The 18,879-nt window shown below is 36.0% G+C and carries 15 protein-coding genes; 12 read left to right on the top strand and 3 right to left on the bottom strand.

What is annotated here, in order from left to right; all coding sequences use genetic code 11:
- Nucleotides 1-517: 517 nt before the first annotated feature.
- From ACY65O_RS05265 to ACY65O_RS05255, 3 genes are all read right to left on the bottom strand, one after another.
- Nucleotides 518-1,141 carry a response regulator transcription factor gene (locus tag ACY65O_RS05265; protein WP_462219801.1) on the bottom strand — a complete coding sequence of 208 codons (624 nt, stop codon included), beginning with the start codon at nucleotides 1,139-1,141 and terminating at the stop codon, nucleotides 518-520.
- A gap of 2 nt (nucleotides 1,142-1,143) precedes the next feature.
- Complete coding sequence (locus tag ACY65O_RS05260; RefSeq protein WP_462219800.1) at nucleotides 1,144-3,144, bottom strand: tetratricopeptide repeat-containing sensor histidine kinase; 2,001 nt, start codon at nucleotides 3,142-3,144, stop codon at nucleotides 1,144-1,146.
- Between the two features lie 202 nt (nucleotides 3,145-3,346).
- Complete coding sequence (locus ACY65O_RS05255; protein WP_462219799.1) at nucleotides 3,347-5,374, bottom strand: tetratricopeptide repeat-containing sensor histidine kinase; 2,028 nt, start codon at nucleotides 5,372-5,374, stop codon at nucleotides 3,347-3,349.
- 284 nt (nucleotides 5,375-5,658) lie between these two features.
- On the opposite strand from ACY65O_RS05255, the gene ACY65O_RS05250 reads away from it, so the two are divergent.
- The 12 genes from ACY65O_RS05250 to ACY65O_RS05195 all read left to right on the top strand — a co-directional run bounded on the left by ACY65O_RS05250 (nucleotide 5,659) and on the right by ACY65O_RS05195 (nucleotide 18,800).
- Nucleotides 5,659-7,440: a T9SS type A sorting domain-containing protein gene (locus ACY65O_RS05250; protein ID WP_462219798.1), complete on the top strand. Its 1,782-nt coding sequence runs from the start codon at nucleotides 5,659-5,661 to the stop codon at nucleotides 7,438-7,440.
- A 133-nt stretch (nucleotides 7,441-7,573) separates the two neighbouring features.
- A complete protein-coding gene (locus ACY65O_RS05245; protein ID WP_462219797.1) occupies nucleotides 7,574-8,392 on the top strand; it encodes a hypothetical protein in 819 nt (272 codons plus the stop codon).
- Nucleotides 8,393-8,617: 225 nt separating this feature from the next.
- Nucleotides 8,618-9,055 carry a DUF4920 domain-containing protein gene (locus ACY65O_RS05240; protein ID WP_462219796.1) on the top strand — a complete coding sequence of 146 codons (438 nt, stop codon included), beginning with the start codon at nucleotides 8,618-8,620 and terminating at the stop codon, nucleotides 9,053-9,055.
- A 37-nt stretch (nucleotides 9,056-9,092) separates the two neighbouring features.
- Nucleotides 9,093-10,226: an NHL repeat-containing protein gene (locus ACY65O_RS05235; RefSeq protein WP_462219795.1), complete on the top strand. Its 1,134-nt coding sequence runs from the start codon at nucleotides 9,093-9,095 to the stop codon at nucleotides 10,224-10,226.
- A 51-nt stretch (nucleotides 10,227-10,277) separates the two neighbouring features.
- Nucleotides 10,278-12,371 (top strand): tetratricopeptide repeat protein, encoded by a 2,094-nt coding sequence (locus tag ACY65O_RS05230; protein WP_462219794.1) that lies wholly within the window; start codon nucleotides 10,278-10,280, stop codon nucleotides 12,369-12,371.
- Nucleotides 12,372-12,411: 40 nt separating this feature from the next.
- Nucleotides 12,412-13,575, top strand: a complete 1,164-nt coding sequence (locus ACY65O_RS05225) for a hypothetical protein (protein ID WP_462219793.1) — start codon at nucleotides 12,412-12,414, stop codon at nucleotides 13,573-13,575.
- Nucleotides 13,576-13,615: 40 nt separating this feature from the next.
- Nucleotides 13,616-15,334 carry a lipocalin-like domain-containing protein gene (locus ACY65O_RS05220; protein WP_462219792.1) on the top strand — a complete coding sequence of 573 codons (1,719 nt, stop codon included), beginning with the start codon at nucleotides 13,616-13,618 and terminating at the stop codon, nucleotides 15,332-15,334.
- Between the two features lie 18 nt (nucleotides 15,335-15,352).
- The gene (locus tag ACY65O_RS05215) at nucleotides 15,353-16,144 is read left to right on the top strand and encodes a hypothetical protein (protein ID WP_462219791.1); all 792 of its coding nucleotides are present in this window, start codon (nucleotides 15,353-15,355) and stop codon (nucleotides 16,142-16,144) included.
- 18 nt (nucleotides 16,145-16,162) lie between these two features.
- Entirely contained in the window at nucleotides 16,163-16,723 is a 561-nt protein-coding gene (locus tag ACY65O_RS05210; RefSeq protein ID WP_462219790.1) for a hypothetical protein, read from the top strand.
- A 177-nt stretch (nucleotides 16,724-16,900) separates the two neighbouring features.
- Nucleotides 16,901-17,593, top strand: coding sequence for a hypothetical protein (locus ACY65O_RS05205; protein WP_462219789.1), 693 nt, complete (start codon nucleotides 16,901-16,903; stop codon nucleotides 17,591-17,593).
- A 78-nt stretch (nucleotides 17,594-17,671) separates the two neighbouring features.
- A complete protein-coding gene (locus tag ACY65O_RS05200) occupies nucleotides 17,672-18,316 on the top strand; it encodes an outer membrane beta-barrel protein (protein ID WP_462219788.1) in 645 nt (214 codons plus the stop codon).
- A gap of 49 nt (nucleotides 18,317-18,365) precedes the next feature.
- The gene (locus tag ACY65O_RS05195) at nucleotides 18,366-18,800 is read left to right on the top strand and encodes a hypothetical protein (RefSeq protein WP_462219787.1); all 435 of its coding nucleotides are present in this window, start codon (nucleotides 18,366-18,368) and stop codon (nucleotides 18,798-18,800) included.
- The last annotated feature ends 79 nt before the right edge of the window (nucleotides 18,801-18,879 follow it).

Genomic DNA, 18,879 nt, shown 5'->3' with positions numbered 1-18,879 from the left:
CCCGATAAATTGATTGAACACGGCTCTCCTAAGCAATTGTATGATGAAATTGGAATTGATGCCAATGGCATTGCGGAAGTGTTGAGGGAAATGAGCAGTGTGAGTGTGGCGCAACTGCTGAAGTAAAAAATCTTGGGCTGTAGGCATCAGGTTATTTATCGGGTATTTGTTCCGTCCATTCGCTTATACTCCTCACGCCAAAGCACAAGCCACCCTTCGTTGTGGGGTATCGCTGCTGTCCGGCAGCCTTTCAGCAGAAAATCTTTTTTCAACTTCACCCACTAAAATATCTTTTCTTCTTAAGTCCGTTAAACAGCTTATCCTCTTTATTCATTACATTTAACTATGCAAATGTTTAAATAAATATCAATAAACGCATGTTTATTTTTTTGTACACCATCAATCATTGCTCAATAAATCTCTTTTGTAAATTATACCCAAAGAAGGCCTGGTAAAAAACAGGGTAAAAAAAATATTCTTGCATTAACTGATTTTTGAATTAATGCTCACTTAACAATTAAATCAATTTTTTTTCAACCGCCAGTCTTATAAGGCTGGCGGTATTTTTTACACCAAGTTTTGCCAGCAAATTTTTTCTGTGGCTGTCCACTGTAAACGGGCTTAAAAATATTTTTTCGGCTATTTGCGGATTGGTATAGCCTTGTGCAATTAATTCCAGCACTTCTTTTTCTCTTGGCGTTAGTAATCGTAAATCATTCTTTTCCGATTTTTGATATTCCTTTAAAGCCATCCCCACTTCGCCGCTAAAATAAATACAACCTTCATGCACTGCATGTATAGCTTTTATCAATTCTTCTTTACTGGAATTTTTTAAAATATACCCTGATGCGCCATTCTCCACCATTTTTTTAATGTACAATCCCTGGTTAAAACTGCTAAGGCCCAATATCATTATGCCGGGATATTTTTCTTTCATAACAGCACATAATTCTACACCATCCATACCCGGCATGCTGATGTCCATCAATACCACATCGGCAGTGTTGTTTACAAAAAATCCCAGGCAGGATGCAGCATTCATGGCATGCCCCATCCATGCCATATCTTTTTCATTTTGCAGTAAGGAGTGAATGCCCTCTATTACAACAGGATGATCATCTACAATAAAAACACGAATCATAATTATATATTGAATTCAATATTTACTAAAGTTCCTTTATCTGTTTCGGAATGTATATCTAATTGTCCTTTTAAATAATCAACTCTCGACTGAATGCTGGTAAGCCCTGCACCTTTATTGTCTTTTATCAATGTACTATCAAATCCTTTGCCATCATCTTCTACAATAATACTTAAGCGGCCTTCTTCTTTTATTAGTTGCACCGTTGCTTCTTTTGCTGCCGCATGTTTCATAATATTATTCAGCAGTTCCTGTATAATGCGGTAAATAATTATTTCTGCAGATTTTTCTATTCTTGTATCCATACCAATAGATTGATATTTTACTGAAACTAAATTGGTAGCGTTAATACTGTTGCAATATTCTTTCAGTGCTTCATCCAGACCAAATTTGGTCAATAATTCGGGCATCATATTATGCGCTACCCGCCGCAGTTCTTTTATGGAGGTGTCCAGCATATCTAACGACCGTTCAAATACGGCCATATTATCGGGTGTTATAATTAAATTGTCTTTCATATTGCTTAAGGAAAATTTTACGCCAGATAATAATCCACCCAGGCCATCATGTAAATCTTTTGCCAGCCGGCTCCGTTCTTCTTCCTGCCCCTGCAGCATAGCATCTACCGCTACTAATTGTTTATCTTTTTCCAATTCACTAATGTGTTGCTGCTGAAGTTCATCCTGCTGCTTTGCTAATTGCTGACGATGGCGAAGATTTCGGTAACCTAAAAAACCAACTGTTACTAAAGCAGCCAGTGAGCCAATTAAAAAATAATTAAGGGTTGATTTTTGTTTGAGAGAAAGCGATTGTATTTGATTGTTTTTCTCTAATTTATCAATAGCTGTCTGCTTTTTTTCATTTTCATAACGGGCCTCTAAAAAATCAATCCGCTTAAGGCTGGTTTCGTTTAGCAGACTGTCTTTTATTAAATCATATTTTTTAAGATGGTCAAAAGCTTCTTTTAAATTTCCTGTCAGTCTGCAATATTCAGCCATTAGTTGATGCCATTCTTTTTTTATTTCCCTAAATCCATACATTTCAATAATTGCACCGGAACTATCTAAATGTTTTTTTGCAGAGGCTAAATATTTTTTATCATCATCCATTTCCTGATTGGCAATGTTGTTTAAAATCTGGGCAATATCGTAAGGAGAGTTTATAGCTATTGCTGCAGGTAATGCCTTATTAAAATAGTAAAGGCAGGAATCAATATTTTCTTTTGCCTGGTAATAACTACCCATAGTAAAATAACACAGATATTGATCGTATTGATTACCGGTTTTATCAATCAGTTTTTGTGCTTCATTAATAATTATAATAGCAGAATCATATTTTTTTATACTTATAAGATTGCTTCCATAACCAATATAAGCTGTGGCTTTCATCTTATCGTTACCAAACTTTACAGCATAGTTTAATGCTTTATTACTGTACGTTGCTGCTTTGTCAGAAGAATTTAGTACGCTGTAAGTTGAGGCAATATTGTTGAGTGTTGAAATTAAATTAGGCTCCGTGGGGTAATATTTTTCATATATAATAACAGCCTCTCTGAATGAATTAATTGCACCTTCATAATCGCCATTTAAATACGAAACAACACCCATGTTATTATACAAAGAGGCCCGGCTCATGTTTAGGGATGCCTGTTGTTTATTTGCTTCACATAATTCGGTGGCCTGCTTATAAAGTGTATATGCTTTTGCAGGGTTAGATTTTGTATTCAAAACACCTTCCAATTCCAATACAGATACTTTTGAAAGGATAGTATTTTGTTTACCGGCTATTTGCTTCGCAATCCTGAAATATTTCCAGGCAGCAGCAGAATCGATATTTAAAAAATAATTAGAAATCCTTGTTGCCCTCATCAATTTAGCAGAATCATTTTTTTCCTTATCTACATATTTTTGAAAAGTATCCACTACGGGTTGCCCTGAGGAAGTAATAGCAATCATGACAGAAGCAAAAAAAAGGAAACCTGTTTTTTTAAAGAACAGCTGCATAACAAAAAGTATCAGTGATAAAAAAATTGATATCTAAAGGTTGGTATTCTCCCCCACAAATGCAAGCATTCCTTTTAAAATACCAGTTTCGGGTGAGTTATGAGAGAATAATTATCGATTTATATTTGTTATACAATTTAGCATCATTAAGAATAATATTATTAACAGGATAGCAGCATGCAATTGAAAAATAAAATTATAATTACATATTGAATTCAATATTTACTAAAGTTCCTTTGCCCGCTTCTGAATGTATATCTAATTGTCCTTTTAAATAATCAACTCTGGATTTAATGCTGGTAAGCCCTGCACCTTTGCTATTTTTTATTAATGCGGTATCAAATCCTTTGCCATCATCTTCTACAATAATACTTAAGCGGCCTTCTTCTTTTACCAGTTGCACTGTTGCTTCTTTTGCTGCCGCATGTTTCATAATATTATTCAGCAGTTCCTGTATAATGCGGTAAATAATTATTTCTGCAGATTTTTCTATTCTTGTACTCATACCAATAGATTGATATTTTACTGAAAGTAAATTGGTAGCATTAATGCTGTTGCAATATTCTTTTAAGGCTTCATCCAGTCCAAATTTCGTCAATAATTCGGGCATCATATTATGCGCTACCCGCCGCAGTTCTTTTATAGAGGTGTCAAGCATATCTAATGACCGTTCAAACACAGTCATGTTATCGGGTGTTATAATTAAATTGTCTTTCATATTACTTAAGGAAAATTTTACGCCTGATAATAAACCACCCAGGCCATCATGTAAATCTTTGGCGAGGCGGCTCCGCTCCTCTTCCTGGCCCTGCAGCATGGAGTCAACAGCTACTAATTGTTTATCTTTTTCTAATTCCCGTATGCGTTGCTGCTGCAGTTCATCCTGCTGCTTGGCTAATTGTTGCCGGTGGCGAAGATTTCGGTAACCTAAAAAACCAACTATTACTAAAGCAGCCAGTGAGCCAATTAAAAAATAATTAAGGGTTGATTTTTTTTTGATAGAAAGCGATTGGGCAAGCCTGTCTTTTTGTAACAACAGTATTTCTTTTTGTTTTTTTTCGGCTTGATATTTTACTTCTGTTTCATTCATGTACCGTTGCACTTTTTCTTTTTTTACACTGTCGCTTATTGTTATAAATTGTTTTTGATATTGAAATGCCTTATCAATATTACCGGCGTTTTCTTCCACTTCAGAAAGCAGCTGTAAGGCCTGCATCTTAAATAATGGAATACTTAACCGGTCTGATTCATTTAAAACATTTATTGCTAATTCTCTTGCCTTAGTTAGATTATCAGTATGCAGGTAGCAGGCAGATATCCCTTCTTCACTATTCACTATCTGAAAATAATCTTTCATTTTTTTAGCTGCATCATTTGCTTTTTGATAATTAGTTAAAGCATTATTCCATTCATTTTTTTTGCGGTAAATACCTCCCAGTATATAATAAAACCTTACATCTAAATTGGGCTTATTTAATTGCATTACTATAGGGCGTATTTTTTCAAGATATGCGGATGAGGAATCAAACTGTGATAATGCACTATAATCGTCGGCTACAAAAAGATGTGCTATTATATACACATCAATATCATCAGCCCGGTTTAAAAAAGCCAACCCAAGTTTATCATACTTTAAAGAATTTTCAAATTGCTCCAGTTCATAATAGTTGCTGGCAATATCGGCATGCAGCGTTGCCAGATAAACATTTTTTCTGTTACCTTTTATATCTTCAACCCCGGCAATGCCATCCAGACAATACCCGGTAGATTCCTGATAATGATACATTTTAGCTGATGAAAGGGCTTTCCCAATAAGGCAATCCGTTTTTTCAAAAATGTATTTTTCAAACGGAGATGATGCAGTTTTTGCAACAGTTATCAATGTATTATATATTGCTATTGCCGAATCGTAGTAGCTGAGTGATTCGGTATATTTTGCTATATCAAAAAGCAAATCTCCTTTTTTAAAATAATACCTGGCGGTGTAATATTTATCGCCGACTGTTTTTGCCAGCATATATCCGGCGTTAAGATATTTGCTGGCCGCCCTTGCATCGTTTGTACTTAATTGTTCTGCAATCTTATAATTAAGCATAATCTTTTCCGTATCCTGCTGTGTATTTTTTTGTAAACGCAAAAGGCTGTCAATGGTTTTTGTTTGTGCCGCAGCAACTGATAAAAAAATCAGAAATCCGGTTATGCAAATAAAAATTTTTCTATTGGACCTCATAATCAAAATTAAATTATTCAACTTTTCAAAGGTTGCTATTCTAATGCACAAAAGCAAGTAATCCTTTTAAAATACCAGTTTAGGGTGATTCTTGTCAAATCTTTTCCAAATCACTGTTTAGGGTGACGGGCCGCCGTTACGTAATTTCTATTTTTGAAATGTTGAAGCTTTTGTAAAATAACTTTTTTTCTATTGTATATCATTTTCTGCAGCAATAGTTTTGAAATTATTTTCAGCTATGCATTTTTTAAAAATATTATATAAAGCACAATCACAAATAAATTATGAAAACAAATTTTTTCATTTTAATTTTATTAGCTGCATATATTACTGCTTATACACAGCCCGGCACACCCGATCCTGCATTTGGCACCGGCGGCATTGTTACCACATCTTTTGGGGCATCAACTTCATCAGTAAGTAAAAGCATGACCATTCAAAGTGATGGAAAAATTGTAATGGCAGGTTACTCCTCTACAGGCGGCATTTTCATTTTTGCGGTTGCCCGTTATAATACTGATGGAAGTTTAGATAATACTTTTGATGCGGATGGAAAACTTACCACAGCAATTGGTTTAACAGATGATGAAGCCACTGCGATAGCTATTCAAACCGATGGAAAAATTATTGCGGCCGGTTTTAGTTACAATGGTACCAATAATGTTTTTGCCATTGCCCGTTATAATACCGACGGAAGTTTAGATAATACTTTTGATGCGGATGGAAAAGTGACCACCGCTTTTGCTGGTTCTATTGGCAATATAATAAATTCCATAATGTTACAAACTGATGGAAAATTAGTAGTGGCCGGCAGCAACCACAATGGAACCAACCTGGATTTTGCACTTGCCCGTTATAACACGGATGGAAGCTTAGACAATACTTTTGATGGCGATGGAAAACTGACGACTGCTATTGGCCCATCGGATGATGTTGCATATTCGGTAGCATTACAAACTGACGGTAAAATTGTAGTGGCTGGCAATAGCGATGATTTTAGCAACAATGATTTTTCTGTTGCCCGTTATAATACTAATGGAAGTTTAGATAATACTTTTGATGGTGATGGCAAGCTAACCACTTCTATCGGTTTTGCACAAAACGCAGCAGGATTGGCCATACAAACGGATGGAAAGATTTTAATTGCAGGTAGCGATGGCAGTAATTTTGTGGCCGCCCGTTATAATACCAATGGCAATTTAGATAATAGCTTTGATGGCGATGGTATAGCTATTACAGATGTTGGTACTTCATTTTCGAGCAATGCAAATTCTGTAGAAATTCAAACTGGTGGAAAAATTATTGTGGCTGGTTTTTCTTTTGTTAGCACCGGCAGGGATTTTGCCCTTGTCCGCTATAATAGTAATGGCAGTTTAGATAATACGTTTGATGGCGATGGAAAAGTAACTACCAATATAAATGGAAATGATTTTGGATATGCAATGAAATTATCGGGCCAGAGGATATATGTTGGGGGCACAGCTAACAGCAGTAGTGTATTTGCACTGGCAGCCTATCAAACCGGCTCAGCCTTACCGTTACATTTACTTTCTTTTTCGGGTAAAAAATTAAACAGCGCTATTCAGTTAAACTGGGTAACAGAAAATGAAATCAACACATCGCATTTTGAAATTGAAAGAAGCACCAATGCAATAGCTTTTACAAAAAACGGCATAGTGGCTGCATTTAACAGCAGCGGAAGAAATGAATATACTTTTACCGATATGCAACCGCTGAACGGAATAAATTACTACCGCTTTAAACAAACAGATAAAGATGGGAGGTTTACTTATTCGGCAATTATAAAAATTGTAAATGATGCTAGCCAATTACAATTTACGCTTTCTCCAAACCCTGCAAACAATTTCATCAATATTATTTATCCCGGCACAAAAGAAATAGTAAACATCAGCATATACAATATGCAGGGAAGATTGATAAACCAGCAAAGTAAAAAAAATGAAATGCCCATTAAAGTTGATGTAAAACAACTGGAGCCGGGTACATATTTTATGTATGTGTTTGATGGTGGAAATATACAGAAAGGAAAATTTGTAAAACAATGATCAACCAAACTATTTCATTAAAAAAATATCAAAATTATTATACTCATCTTCCTTTCTAAAAATTGTTTGAGGGCCATCCGGCAGTTTTAAAAAACTTGCTGAAAAAAATTTAAAATCATCTCAAAAAAAAAGTATGAAAAAAAAATTATTCCTCCTTTATTTCCTTACGGCTGCATTTTTTACTCATGCACAAAACGTAGGCATTGGTACAAATACACCAACACGGCCACTTAGTTTTGCTCCCTTATTAGGTAAAAAAATTTCTTTGTACCCCGGCGCTACAGGCGATGCAGGCTTTGGTGTATTCGGTAATGAGTTGCGTTTACACAGCGATTATTCGGGTGCAGATATTACATTAGGATACGATGACTATGCACTGGGGTTTACTGAAAGGATGCGGATTAAAGGAACAGGTAATATTGGTATTGGAACAAATAACCCTGCTCAAAAATTAGATGTAGCCGGAAATGTAAAGGCGAGTGATTTTTTATACACCACCCCAAAAACATTTCGCTACACACTTTCAGGAATTAATTTTGTTGCTGTAAAAAGTTCGGATACAACTTTAACCGGAGTGGGCAGTGCAGAAATTACATTATTAACAAGTGTAGTGGGTAAAATAATTATGGCACCTGTTCATTTACCCGATGGCGTTACCATGGTAAATATGAAAGTGTATGTAAATGATTTTTCTGTGTCGGATAATTTGCAGGTTATCTTTTACCGGAAAACAATTACCAGTAATTTTTTCCCTGATAATTTAGGTTTCGTAAATTCTTCCGGCTCCACCGGATTGGTACTTTCTCAAACGCCCCTTTTTACTAATGTGGTGGATAATAGTTTATACACTTATTATATCTCTGTTGGTCCAGAAAACTACAGCAACACTTTTCCAAGTAATGCTTATTTAAGGGCAGTAATTATTGAATACACCTCCAGTTCAACTCAGTAATTAAAACTTAAGAAAGCTATAGAAAATGATCAGCCCATTAAAACATAAAAGCACTGAGATGAAATTATTTTTTTGCAGAAATAATCTTTGCCTGGAAGTATTGTTGCCGGGCCAGCAAAAAGCTATCCTTTGATTTTGCCAGCCGTATTTAAAACAATTTCAACATTAAAGCATTGCAGGGCTGCTCTATAAATAAAAAAAATTAACCACTTAAAATTAAAAATTATGAAAATCTTATTGTTTATTCTGTCCATTCTTTTTTTACCCCTTATTATAAATGCCCAGCAAACCGAAGATGAAGTCTATATCGGCAAAGGCAAAACGTTTGGAAACTATAAAGGAACCGCTATCATAATACCTGATGTTGGCAAGGGTACAAAACCAACCAATGTACAAACCGCAATAACCGGCATAGTAGTAAAAGTTGGGTGGTGCGAAGAAGATTGTTTGACGATTTTGGTGAAAAAAGATGACGGTACCACAGTAACAGTTGGAACGAAGGAATACGGTTTTACCGTTCCCCAAAAAATAGTGGGTAGAAAAATTATTATTGAAGGAAAAGATGCCGGTCAAATTGCCGGTGGCAGAAAAAGAAAGGATATAAAAAAAGATGCTCAGCCTGACATTCAATTTACAGCAACCGGAATAAAAATTATTGATTAAAACCTTAACAGCTGATTTATTATTTCTAAATAAGTTTATGAAAAAAACATTTTTCCCTTTGCTGGTTTTCCTGAATTTAAATTTCTCAGGTTTTAATGGGTATGCCCAAACGCCAAAACTCAATAATGCCTTTTATTTTTCATCAGGCCTTGCAGTGGATAGTAAAGGAAATGTTTTTGTAGCAGGAAAAAATAATAAGATAATCAAAATTACACCCGATGGTAAAGCAAGCCATTTTGCCGGCAGCCCTTATGGATTTACTGGTAATGAAGATGGAATAAAAGGAAAATTTAATAGCACCAGTGGTGGTATTACCATAGACTCCTCAGACAATCTGTATATAACTGATAATACCCGGATAAGAAAAATAACACCTAACGGAATAGTATCTACCATCGCAGGATTGCTAAAAGCCGCATCAGAAGATGGTGACCGCACCACCGCTTCTTTTCTTCATCTTGAAAATATTGCTGTTGACAATAAAGGAAATATTTATGTTACTGATTATGCACCCGGTAAAGATTGGAGGCCGGGGATGGTTGTTAATTCCAGCTATTATTTTATTCGAAAAATTTCTGCGCAAGGTATGGTTACCACCATGCAAAATGAAAATACCGGTGCATTAACATTACAATATCCAAGAGGGCTTGCCTGCGATGCAGCCGGCAATTTATATGTATGCGCTTCATCAAGCCATTGCATTAAAAAAATTACACCGGATGGAATAATAACCACTGTTGCAGGCCAATGCGATAAAACAATTTATCGTTCTGTTTATAAAGAAGGAAATATAACTACCGCAGTACTCACCACCCCCAGTGGCATTGCCATTGCAAAAAATGGCGACATCTATATTTCTGATGAAAGGCTTTACCGTATTATTAAAATCGCTGATAAAAAAGTAACCACAGTTGCAGGCTGCGGAAAAATAAGCTTTACCGGAAATATTGCAGGTGCTGCAGAGCCGGGAGAAAAAGATGGCAAAGCATTACAGGCTTTATTTCAAACCCCAACAGGAATTGCATTTGATAAAGCTGGTAATTTATTTATAGTGGATGGCAGCAGCCGAAACAATAGTTATATCCGCAAACTTTCAACTGATGGTATGGTAACAACATTTTGCAAACATGTATGGAACCCTAAAACAAGCCAATATGAAGAAGCAGACTGATAAACACACTGGGATAATTGTCACTTTTTGTTTGGTGTATAAAACATAATTATGAAAAAGATCAGCATTTTTACGGGCATTTATTTTTTCTCTTTTCTTACTGTATTTTCTCAACCAACGCAGGCTGAGATAGATAAAATGATGAGAGAAGCGAAAGCGGAAATAGAAAAGATGAAAAAAGATCCCAAGAACAAAGATTTTATAAAAGATATGCCCAACCTGGATGATAAAGTGAAAAATACTTCTAAAAATGATAACCAGGAATTATCAAAATCTTCAACCGGAAAATTTCCCGCCAAAAACACCGCATTGCTTTCAGCTATACCAAAAAAAATATTTACAAGAGCTGAGTTAATTGTTTATTACAATGATTTGTATAAAGAATTCGCCGTTAAAATAAATGCTGTTAAGGTTAAAGCTGTTAGTGATATAATGGCAAAACCCGGTGGCAATGCTTACAAATTTAACATGGCTGCAGTGGGCTCCTGGTATAATGGAGCAACAGAAGAAGCCATCTTAATGGCTACAAAAGCAGCCATGCAGTATCCGGATGACGATGTGTTGGTTAATAATCTTTCCGCTATGCTTAACATGGGTGGATTAGAACAAAAAGCTATCCCCGTTTTAAGAACGCTGCTGCAAAAATATCCTGACAACCCAATGGTATTAAATAATATGGGTCAGGCGTATGCAGCACTTGGTGCCACAGATACGGCCATGATTTATTTAGGCCGTTGTATAGCTAAATCACCCCATCATCCCGAAGCAAATAACACTGCAGGACAGATTGAATTATCGAAAGGAAACAAACAAAAAGCAACCGGACATTTTGAACAGTCGTTAAAAGGCGCTTATAATAACCATGCATACAATGGTCTCCGGATTATAGACCCAAAGAAAAAGTATGGTAAACTTCTGAGGCCACGGGTGCACATACCCGAATATTTTAATCCTGCTAAATATAAGTTGCCCCGGCAATGCGAAAATCTGCAACAGGCAGCAGCAGCAAAGGAAGAACATAATGCTTTCGAAAAAATGCTTGCAACACTGATTAAGAAATATGACGCAATACAAAAAGCAGAAACAGAGATAGCGGAACAAACCATTCTTAAAAAATATTCTACAGGCATCAATCAGGCTGGGAACTTACCTCCTTTTTTGGAATTAGGAACGGTGATGTTGATCGAAACGTCTTTGGATTATTTAGATGAAGTAACCGCATTGGCCAGCTATAATCAAAATTTTACGCTTGAGCTAAAAAAATTGGAAAGTGAATATGAACAGGCGCAAAAAGTTGCCCGTGCAAAATTTGATGAGAGGAACGAGAAAGTGGGAGAAGGTAATGGCGACCCTTCATTGGATGAGGATATCTGTAAAGCTTATGAAGATGTTGCCAATAAATATTTGCAATTATTTTCTACCCTGCGGCTTAACTGGCAGGTAAAAAATCTTGCTGCCGAAAAAAAATACCTGAATGAGTTGATCTATTGGTCTTACCTGGCATCGCACAATATTCACGACTTTAGAAAAAGTTTTTATTCCTTAATTACGGCCCATCTTACCAAGTTAAAAATATTAAATGAAACTAAAATTATTTACCCCTGTGATCGGGAAGAAGCGGACAAACAAAAATATGAGGAACCGCTATTAACGGAACCCGAATGTCCATTTGAAGTGGAAGTAAAATTTATTGTTGGAAAATTCAGTCTCGATTGCGAAAAAGTTTCCTTTAGTGGTGGTGAGGGTTTCATCTTTTCCTATGAGAAAAAATTTAAGAGCGGTCAATCTACTCTTAGCCTGGGTATTGGAGCACAGTTAGAATTAGGCGGTGGTTTTGGCGGGGTTAAAATAGGGGCAGGAATTAGTGCAGGTGAAAGCCTGTTTATACAACTTGGCAGCAATGGCCAGGTAACCGATGCAGGATTAAAATTTGGTGTAAAAGCCGGTGCAGGCATTGAGGCGGAAGGTGCCATAGGAAAAAATGTAAACATTAAAAAAGATTTTGGCAAGGTAGAAGAAGGTGTTGGCTATACCATTGGGATTGAATCCGGAATAAAATTTAATGAAGGCCCCTTAAAAAATTTATTAACCCCATCCGAAAATCAGCTAAATAAAAATGTACCTGTTTATAAAAAAGGAGATTAAAACATCTTTGGATTGTTTATTGAAATTAAAATTCATGATAATGAAAAAAATATTTATTGCTATAATCATTTTCTGTTTTTTTCTTTTGAATAATACAGTTACAGCACAACAACCCTGCAATGATGATGGCATCATGAATACAAAAGGCAGTTGGAAAAAACACAGTGATGCAGATCTGTTCCCTGACAAAAGTTTTCCTAAGAATCAGTTTCCGCAAGTAAACAGCCGTATAGATAAAATGCAGAAGTTGTTACAGGCTGCTTACCCGGAACCCAAAGGAATTGAAGCAGAGTGGTACCGCAGTATTTCAGGCAACGCTGAGGTAAAAACAGGCCCTGTTCCTTTTGCACTTAATGCCCTTTTTCTTGCCTATTACTGTAATACCTACGAAAAAAAAATTGAACGGGGAGGTGAAACAGGCACCTGGTTTTATTTATGGGCAAACCAACTCAATAATTGGTTTGCTGAGTACATTAAATACTATGTTATTCAAAAGCAACCGGTATACCTGTTGCAAAAAAGAATAGGTGAACTAAGAGGATATCCTTTATACGAAGGCAATTATAACCGAACGTCAAATACCGGTACAAGATATTCCAGGGCAATTATTTTAACCCGTAGCGGTCAGTTGCCTTATCTGCCTGTTACCAAAAAACAATTTTTAAAAGCATTTTTAAATTATAACGAAAAGAAGCATTTAAAATTTATGACGGCCTTAGAAAAAAGCATGACCGTTAAAACGGATGAAGAAGAAGAAGCCAATAAGAAAAAGAATTTAGAAATACTGGAAAGGGTTACGCCAGCCAGCAAACTTGCCAGGGCCAAAGAGAATTTTCTGCTAAACTATGTTACCTCCAGGCAAAAAAATGAAACATCAATTGCTAAAATAAAAAAAAGTTATGAAGAAGATATGAAACCGGCACGTGACCTGTTAGCTGATAGTTTAAAACCTGAATTGGGACAGCCCGCCATTTTAGATTTCAATAATCTTTTAGAATTTAAAGAATTTACTGCAGAAGAAAAAGGTGGACGACAGTTGGTGAGGCTAAACCCTGATTATTTTGATATGGCCTTGCCAAAATATGTACCCCAATTATTAACTGTGTTCTGGAGTTGGGACAAAGGAAAAGCTGAGGAAAATTTTAAAAATCAGTTAGAAGCAAATTTTAATTTTAGCGCTTTAAAAGAAATGATAGATAAATAAAATAACCATCCACTTTAAATCAAAAGATAAAATATTTTTTATGCTTAAAATAATATACCACCCTTTAAAAGTAGTACTGCTTTTAGTTATCAGCAGTAATTGTTTTTCCCAAACAGAAATATTTGACATTGTAACCTATACTCCCCCAAAAGATTGGAAGAAAGATGCAAAACCGGGTGTTGTAAATTATACGCATGTAAATACTGCAGCAGGTACTTTTTGTGTACTTACTATATATGCAAGCACTGCAAGCATGGGTGATGCACAAAAAGATTTTAAAAAGGAATGGAATGAATTAGTGGTAACACCTTATAAAGCCGGGGCCAATCCGCAAACAGAAACACAAACCACAGCAGACGGATGGAAAGCGGTAACAGGGGCAGCACCCATAAAATTAGATGGCAATGATGTGTATATTCTTTTAACGGTGCTCAGTGGTTTTGAGAAAACAGTAAGTATAAGATGTTCGATGAATGATCAATCATACTCCACACAGATTGATGCATTATTTGAAACAATGGAATTAGATAAAACAAAAACTACAGCCGTGAATAATAATATTAAACCTGCACAAACAAATGGTGCTGCAGCAAAATTTGGATTGATGAACTACATTGCACCTGCCGGATGGAGTGAAGAAATATTTAGTGACGGGGTGGTTTTTAAACCTTTAGGCTTACCCGCAGATGAACACCTCGCCATACAAATAATGGAGCCGCTGAATTTCTCCGGCACATTAGAACAGGCAATGGAAAAAAGTTTTGAAGAAGCCACTATTATGTACAATGGAACCAGCATGTACCAGAGTGATGGAAAATATAGCAAAAACGCTGCACAAAAATCTTTTAATGGTTGGGAATATATAAGAGGTAAAGGCAGCATACAGGTAGAAAACGGTACAGCATACAAGAGTGAGGTGGGGCTTGAAGTTTTTGTTATTAAAATCAATAACCGGTTTGAACGTGTGGCCATTATAGAATCCAGAAAATATTGTGGTGGTGTATCAAGGTATTATGCAACCGACAGAATAAGCTACCGTAATGGCATTGAGCAGTTTTTATACTCTTTACAATTTTCAGATTTTAATGCTGCAGTTTTAAAATCAGGTTCAGCAAATGGAACCGGTATTGTTGGTGTATGGGAAGGCACTATTCAATCAACAGGTGCAGCCACCGGTGTACGGTTAGAAGTTTTTTCACCCATCTTCTTTAATAACGGGCAGGTTTATTTTGGAAATAAATTTCCTACAGAAGGGCTGGATGATTTCAATAGCCGCATTGCACCGGAGTTATACCCACGCAACTGGGGGACCTATACATTCAATAATGGTAATGGAATGTTGAAAATGCCTTTTGCCGAAATTCCTTTCAGAACGCAGGGAGATAAAATCATCGTAACCAAAAATCAAAGGGACTGGCCATTTTATAAATTGAATTCTGTAGATGGTGCAAAATTTAGCGGCACTTATAAAATGAGTGAATCGTATGAAATAATTCCTGTAATCACTTTTACTGCCGATGGAAAATTTAATGATAATGGTGTAGTACGGACTTTATATCATGATGGTACTAATTGTATAAACCCCGGCTTTGTACCCGGCTCGGGTAATTATACTGTAAAAGATTTTACCGTTACATTCAATTATACTGATGGCAGAAAAGTAAAAATTGCTTTTTTGGGAACTGACTATGATAAAAGTAACCCCAGCCCTGCAACCCTGCGAATGAGTTTTAATGAAGACCCGATGAACAGGCAATAATTATTAATAAAAAAAATTATGAAAAATATTATTGTATATATTTTATTACTTACTTCAATTACTTCATCTGCCCAAAATGATGCTGCTGAAGATACTATTACAAAACCAGCCATTACTGCAATAGGAAAACCTGATGGTGAAAAAACCGAAATGAAAATAGGTAAAGAAGGCGGTAGTTTCACTTCATCCGATGGAAAAATAAGATTGATAATCCCCGAAGGCACAGTAACAAAAAAAACAACCTTCAGCATTCAGCCAACTAAAAATTTGGCGCCAAATGGTAATGGTAAAGCTTATCAGATGGAACCATCGGGTATAAATTTTAATAAATCGCTTCAACTGGTTTTTTACTATAGTGATGATGAAACAGGAGGCAATTCGCCATTGCTTATGGGTATGGCAATGCAGGATGATAATGGTAAATGGTTTTCGCTTAAAAAAGCTGTTTTAGACACACTTGCTAAAACGCTTACAGCAGATATACATCATTTTAGTGCTTATGTAAATTTTAGCAAAGCAAAAATTTCTCCGGCTTCGGCAAGAGTAAAAGTTAACGGAAGCCTGAGGTTAAAAATTGTTGGTGCATTTATGGATGATACTGATGAAGATGCAGAATTAGGGCCGCTGAGAATAGAGTATCCTAATATGAATTGGAGTGTAAATGGAATTCCAAAAGGCAATAGTTCTACAGGTATTATCTCTGCTTCGCAAAGCGGCTCTGCTATTTTTCAGGCACCTGCACAAATACCGCAGCAAAACCCTGTAGCAGTTACTGTTGAACAGCAGTTCCAATCAGCTTTTTCCAGGTGATATGGTAATGCAAATTTAGTGAGTAAAATCACCATTTACGATGATGCTTACGAAGTAAAAATGGTATCTGCAATTATTGGCGGCTCACCGAAGGCTTGGGGCGGTATTGTAACCAACAGAGACGAAGGCAGTTTTATTGTATCGTTGCAAAAAAATAAACCTGCTGTAATAAATATAAAAAACCAAATGGAAGTAATGACGGATAACTGCCAGAAAACTATTTTAAATCCAAATTCAAACACAGGTATATTTCATGTAGCTGGCGTAAAACAAATTATAGTAACACCTGCCAATCCTCCCGGCCAGCCATACCCAATTGTGGAAATAACATTCATACCTTACCCGATAGAACTTACCCGCTTTCGGTTTACTTGTCCGCCACCACCAGGTGTAAAGGAGTATGTTACCGGCAAAATAGATTTATCGCAAATGGCGATGTTGGTATTTTTTGGCAAGCCTGCTTTGCCGCAGTATATAAAATTTATTGCTAAAGATGATGAACAAATTATTTTGGAAAGCCCACCGGGGGTAAGCGAAATTTATTATAAAATATGGGTGAAAAAGGTAAAAGAAGAGTGAATAAATCACCCTTTAAGGTGATTATCCAAAATGCAATCAGAATCACTGTTTCGGGTGACAGGCCGTTAGCATCATCTGCTTATTTTTAATTTTTAAAATTCTTTTCAAAGACTAACTTTTGTGCTATTGTAAAGTAAAAGCCAATCTGGTAAGTTTAACTGTTTAAAAAAAATGGAAATGAAAAAAAATGCAGGATTTTTATTTTTGTCTTTCTTATTAATTTGTATAACTGCTGCAACAGCAACTGCACAAACAAAACCCCAAAAACAAAAAGTACGGTACGATACCATTATTGTAAAACATATTACACAGCCTGCAAAAAAAGCAGTACCAAAACCCGTTGCCAAACCTGTTGTGTTACAGGAAATTATTTTGCCTACACCTGAATATATTAACCAACCTTATTACTTTGACAAAGAGGGTAACAAATTGATTAAGTTAGAAAATGCCAATGCCTTAATGGTAACAAAAAAGAAAACACTGGGCTTAAAAGGCGCCAAACAATTTTTAAGCATGGATGCCACTTCATCTAAAATACGTTTTGTAGCAAAAAAAGATATTGTATTTTTTATAAAAACAAGTGGCGATGTAATTGATCTTACTTCTTACATAAAATTGTACCAGTTTATTCCGGTGGAGCAAAAAAGAGAAGTTACCATTACATCAAAAGAAGGATTGATTACTAATAAAGACGAAGCAAAAGGAAGGCTGCTAAACTTTAGTGTAAAAATGATCAGTAAAGATAATTACCAGATACAATTGCCCGAACAGTTAGAAGCCGGGGAATATGGTTTTGTGTGGGTAAAAAATATGGAATTAAAAGAATTTACTGTTTTTGCTTTTGGTATAGACTGGAAGAGCAGCGATTAGGAAAGTGGTGAGCTTTGAGCTGTTAGCTATATACAGGTCAACACAAAAAAAATATTTAAAAAAATTAAAACAACTGATATGAAAAAGATTCTATTTTTTATTATGATGATTGCTCCCTTTTTTGTGCAGGCACAAATTGGAATAAAAGCAGGAGTAAACTTTGCCAAAGTAAGTAATGCATCATCCATTAACAGCAGTAACAAATCGGGTTTTAATGTTGGGTTACTTTTAGCGCCACCATCTAAAAAAATTATCAGTTCCCGAACCGAATTAGTTTTTAGCCGCCAGGGTTACGATTATAAAACCAGCAGTAACACCGGCAATGTAAATCTTGATTATATACAGATGGGCCAGCTGGCCTCCATCAACATTACCAAATATGTTTCGTTGTTGTTTGGCGCACAAACGGCTTACCTGGTAAGTGCACAGGCCGACAGTACAAAAAATACCGGTGGTTCATCAGGTTCTTACAATGGTGTGATGAATTTATACAACCGTATTGATTATGGCTATGCAGTAGGCGCCGAAGTACATCCTGTACTGGGATTAATTATTGGGGCACGCTATAATGTTAGTTTAGCCAAGATATATAAAGATATTCAAAGTTTTCAGCGTCCCTCATTCAGCAGTGAAGATGCAAAAAATAATGTGGTGCAAATTTTTGCAGGGTGGAGGTTTGGCAGCTCTAAAGACAAAAAAAACAAAAAAGATAAGAATGAATAGTATATGATCAAAAAATTAGGCCTGCATTTTAATTTTAAAAAGAAAGCGTATGAAATATTTTATTCTATCAGTTGTTATGATGAGCTGCTGTTTTGTACTGAAGGCACAAACATATCCGGAACCGGAGTTTAGCAAAGAAGTATATTGGTTAAAAAAAGACAGTGTACATACCGTTATGCGGCTTGAAAAAGGAAGCTCAAAAATGGAAACTAAAACAAAGATGGGTGGCATGGGTGGCTCCGAAAGCAGCTATATACTGGAGGGAGAAAAATCAACAGTCCGGTTATCAAACTATAACAATCTTTCCTTTGTTTTTTCTACCGGGGCTTCTTCTAAATCATCTTCATCTTCTAAAGAAAGGGATTCTATGATGCTGGCGAATGGTATGGATCCTTCCGCAATGCAGGGTATGGGAGATATGGGTGGCATGAATGACCCCGCCAGTAACATTGTGTTATACAAACTTGAAACTGCAAAAAGTTAAAGAAAAGTATTGGTTCTAATAAACCCTTGCATGTCGCCTTTTGGCAGTTATATACAAAAGTCAATTGATATATTTTCTT

It is taken from the genome of Ferruginibacter sp. (assembly GCF_031430955.1).
GTDB lineage: Bacteria > Bacteroidota > Bacteroidia > Chitinophagales > Chitinophagaceae > Ferruginibacter.
Note: the sequence above shows the minus strand (reverse complement) of the source record. Positions and strands in the feature narration are given on the sequence as shown.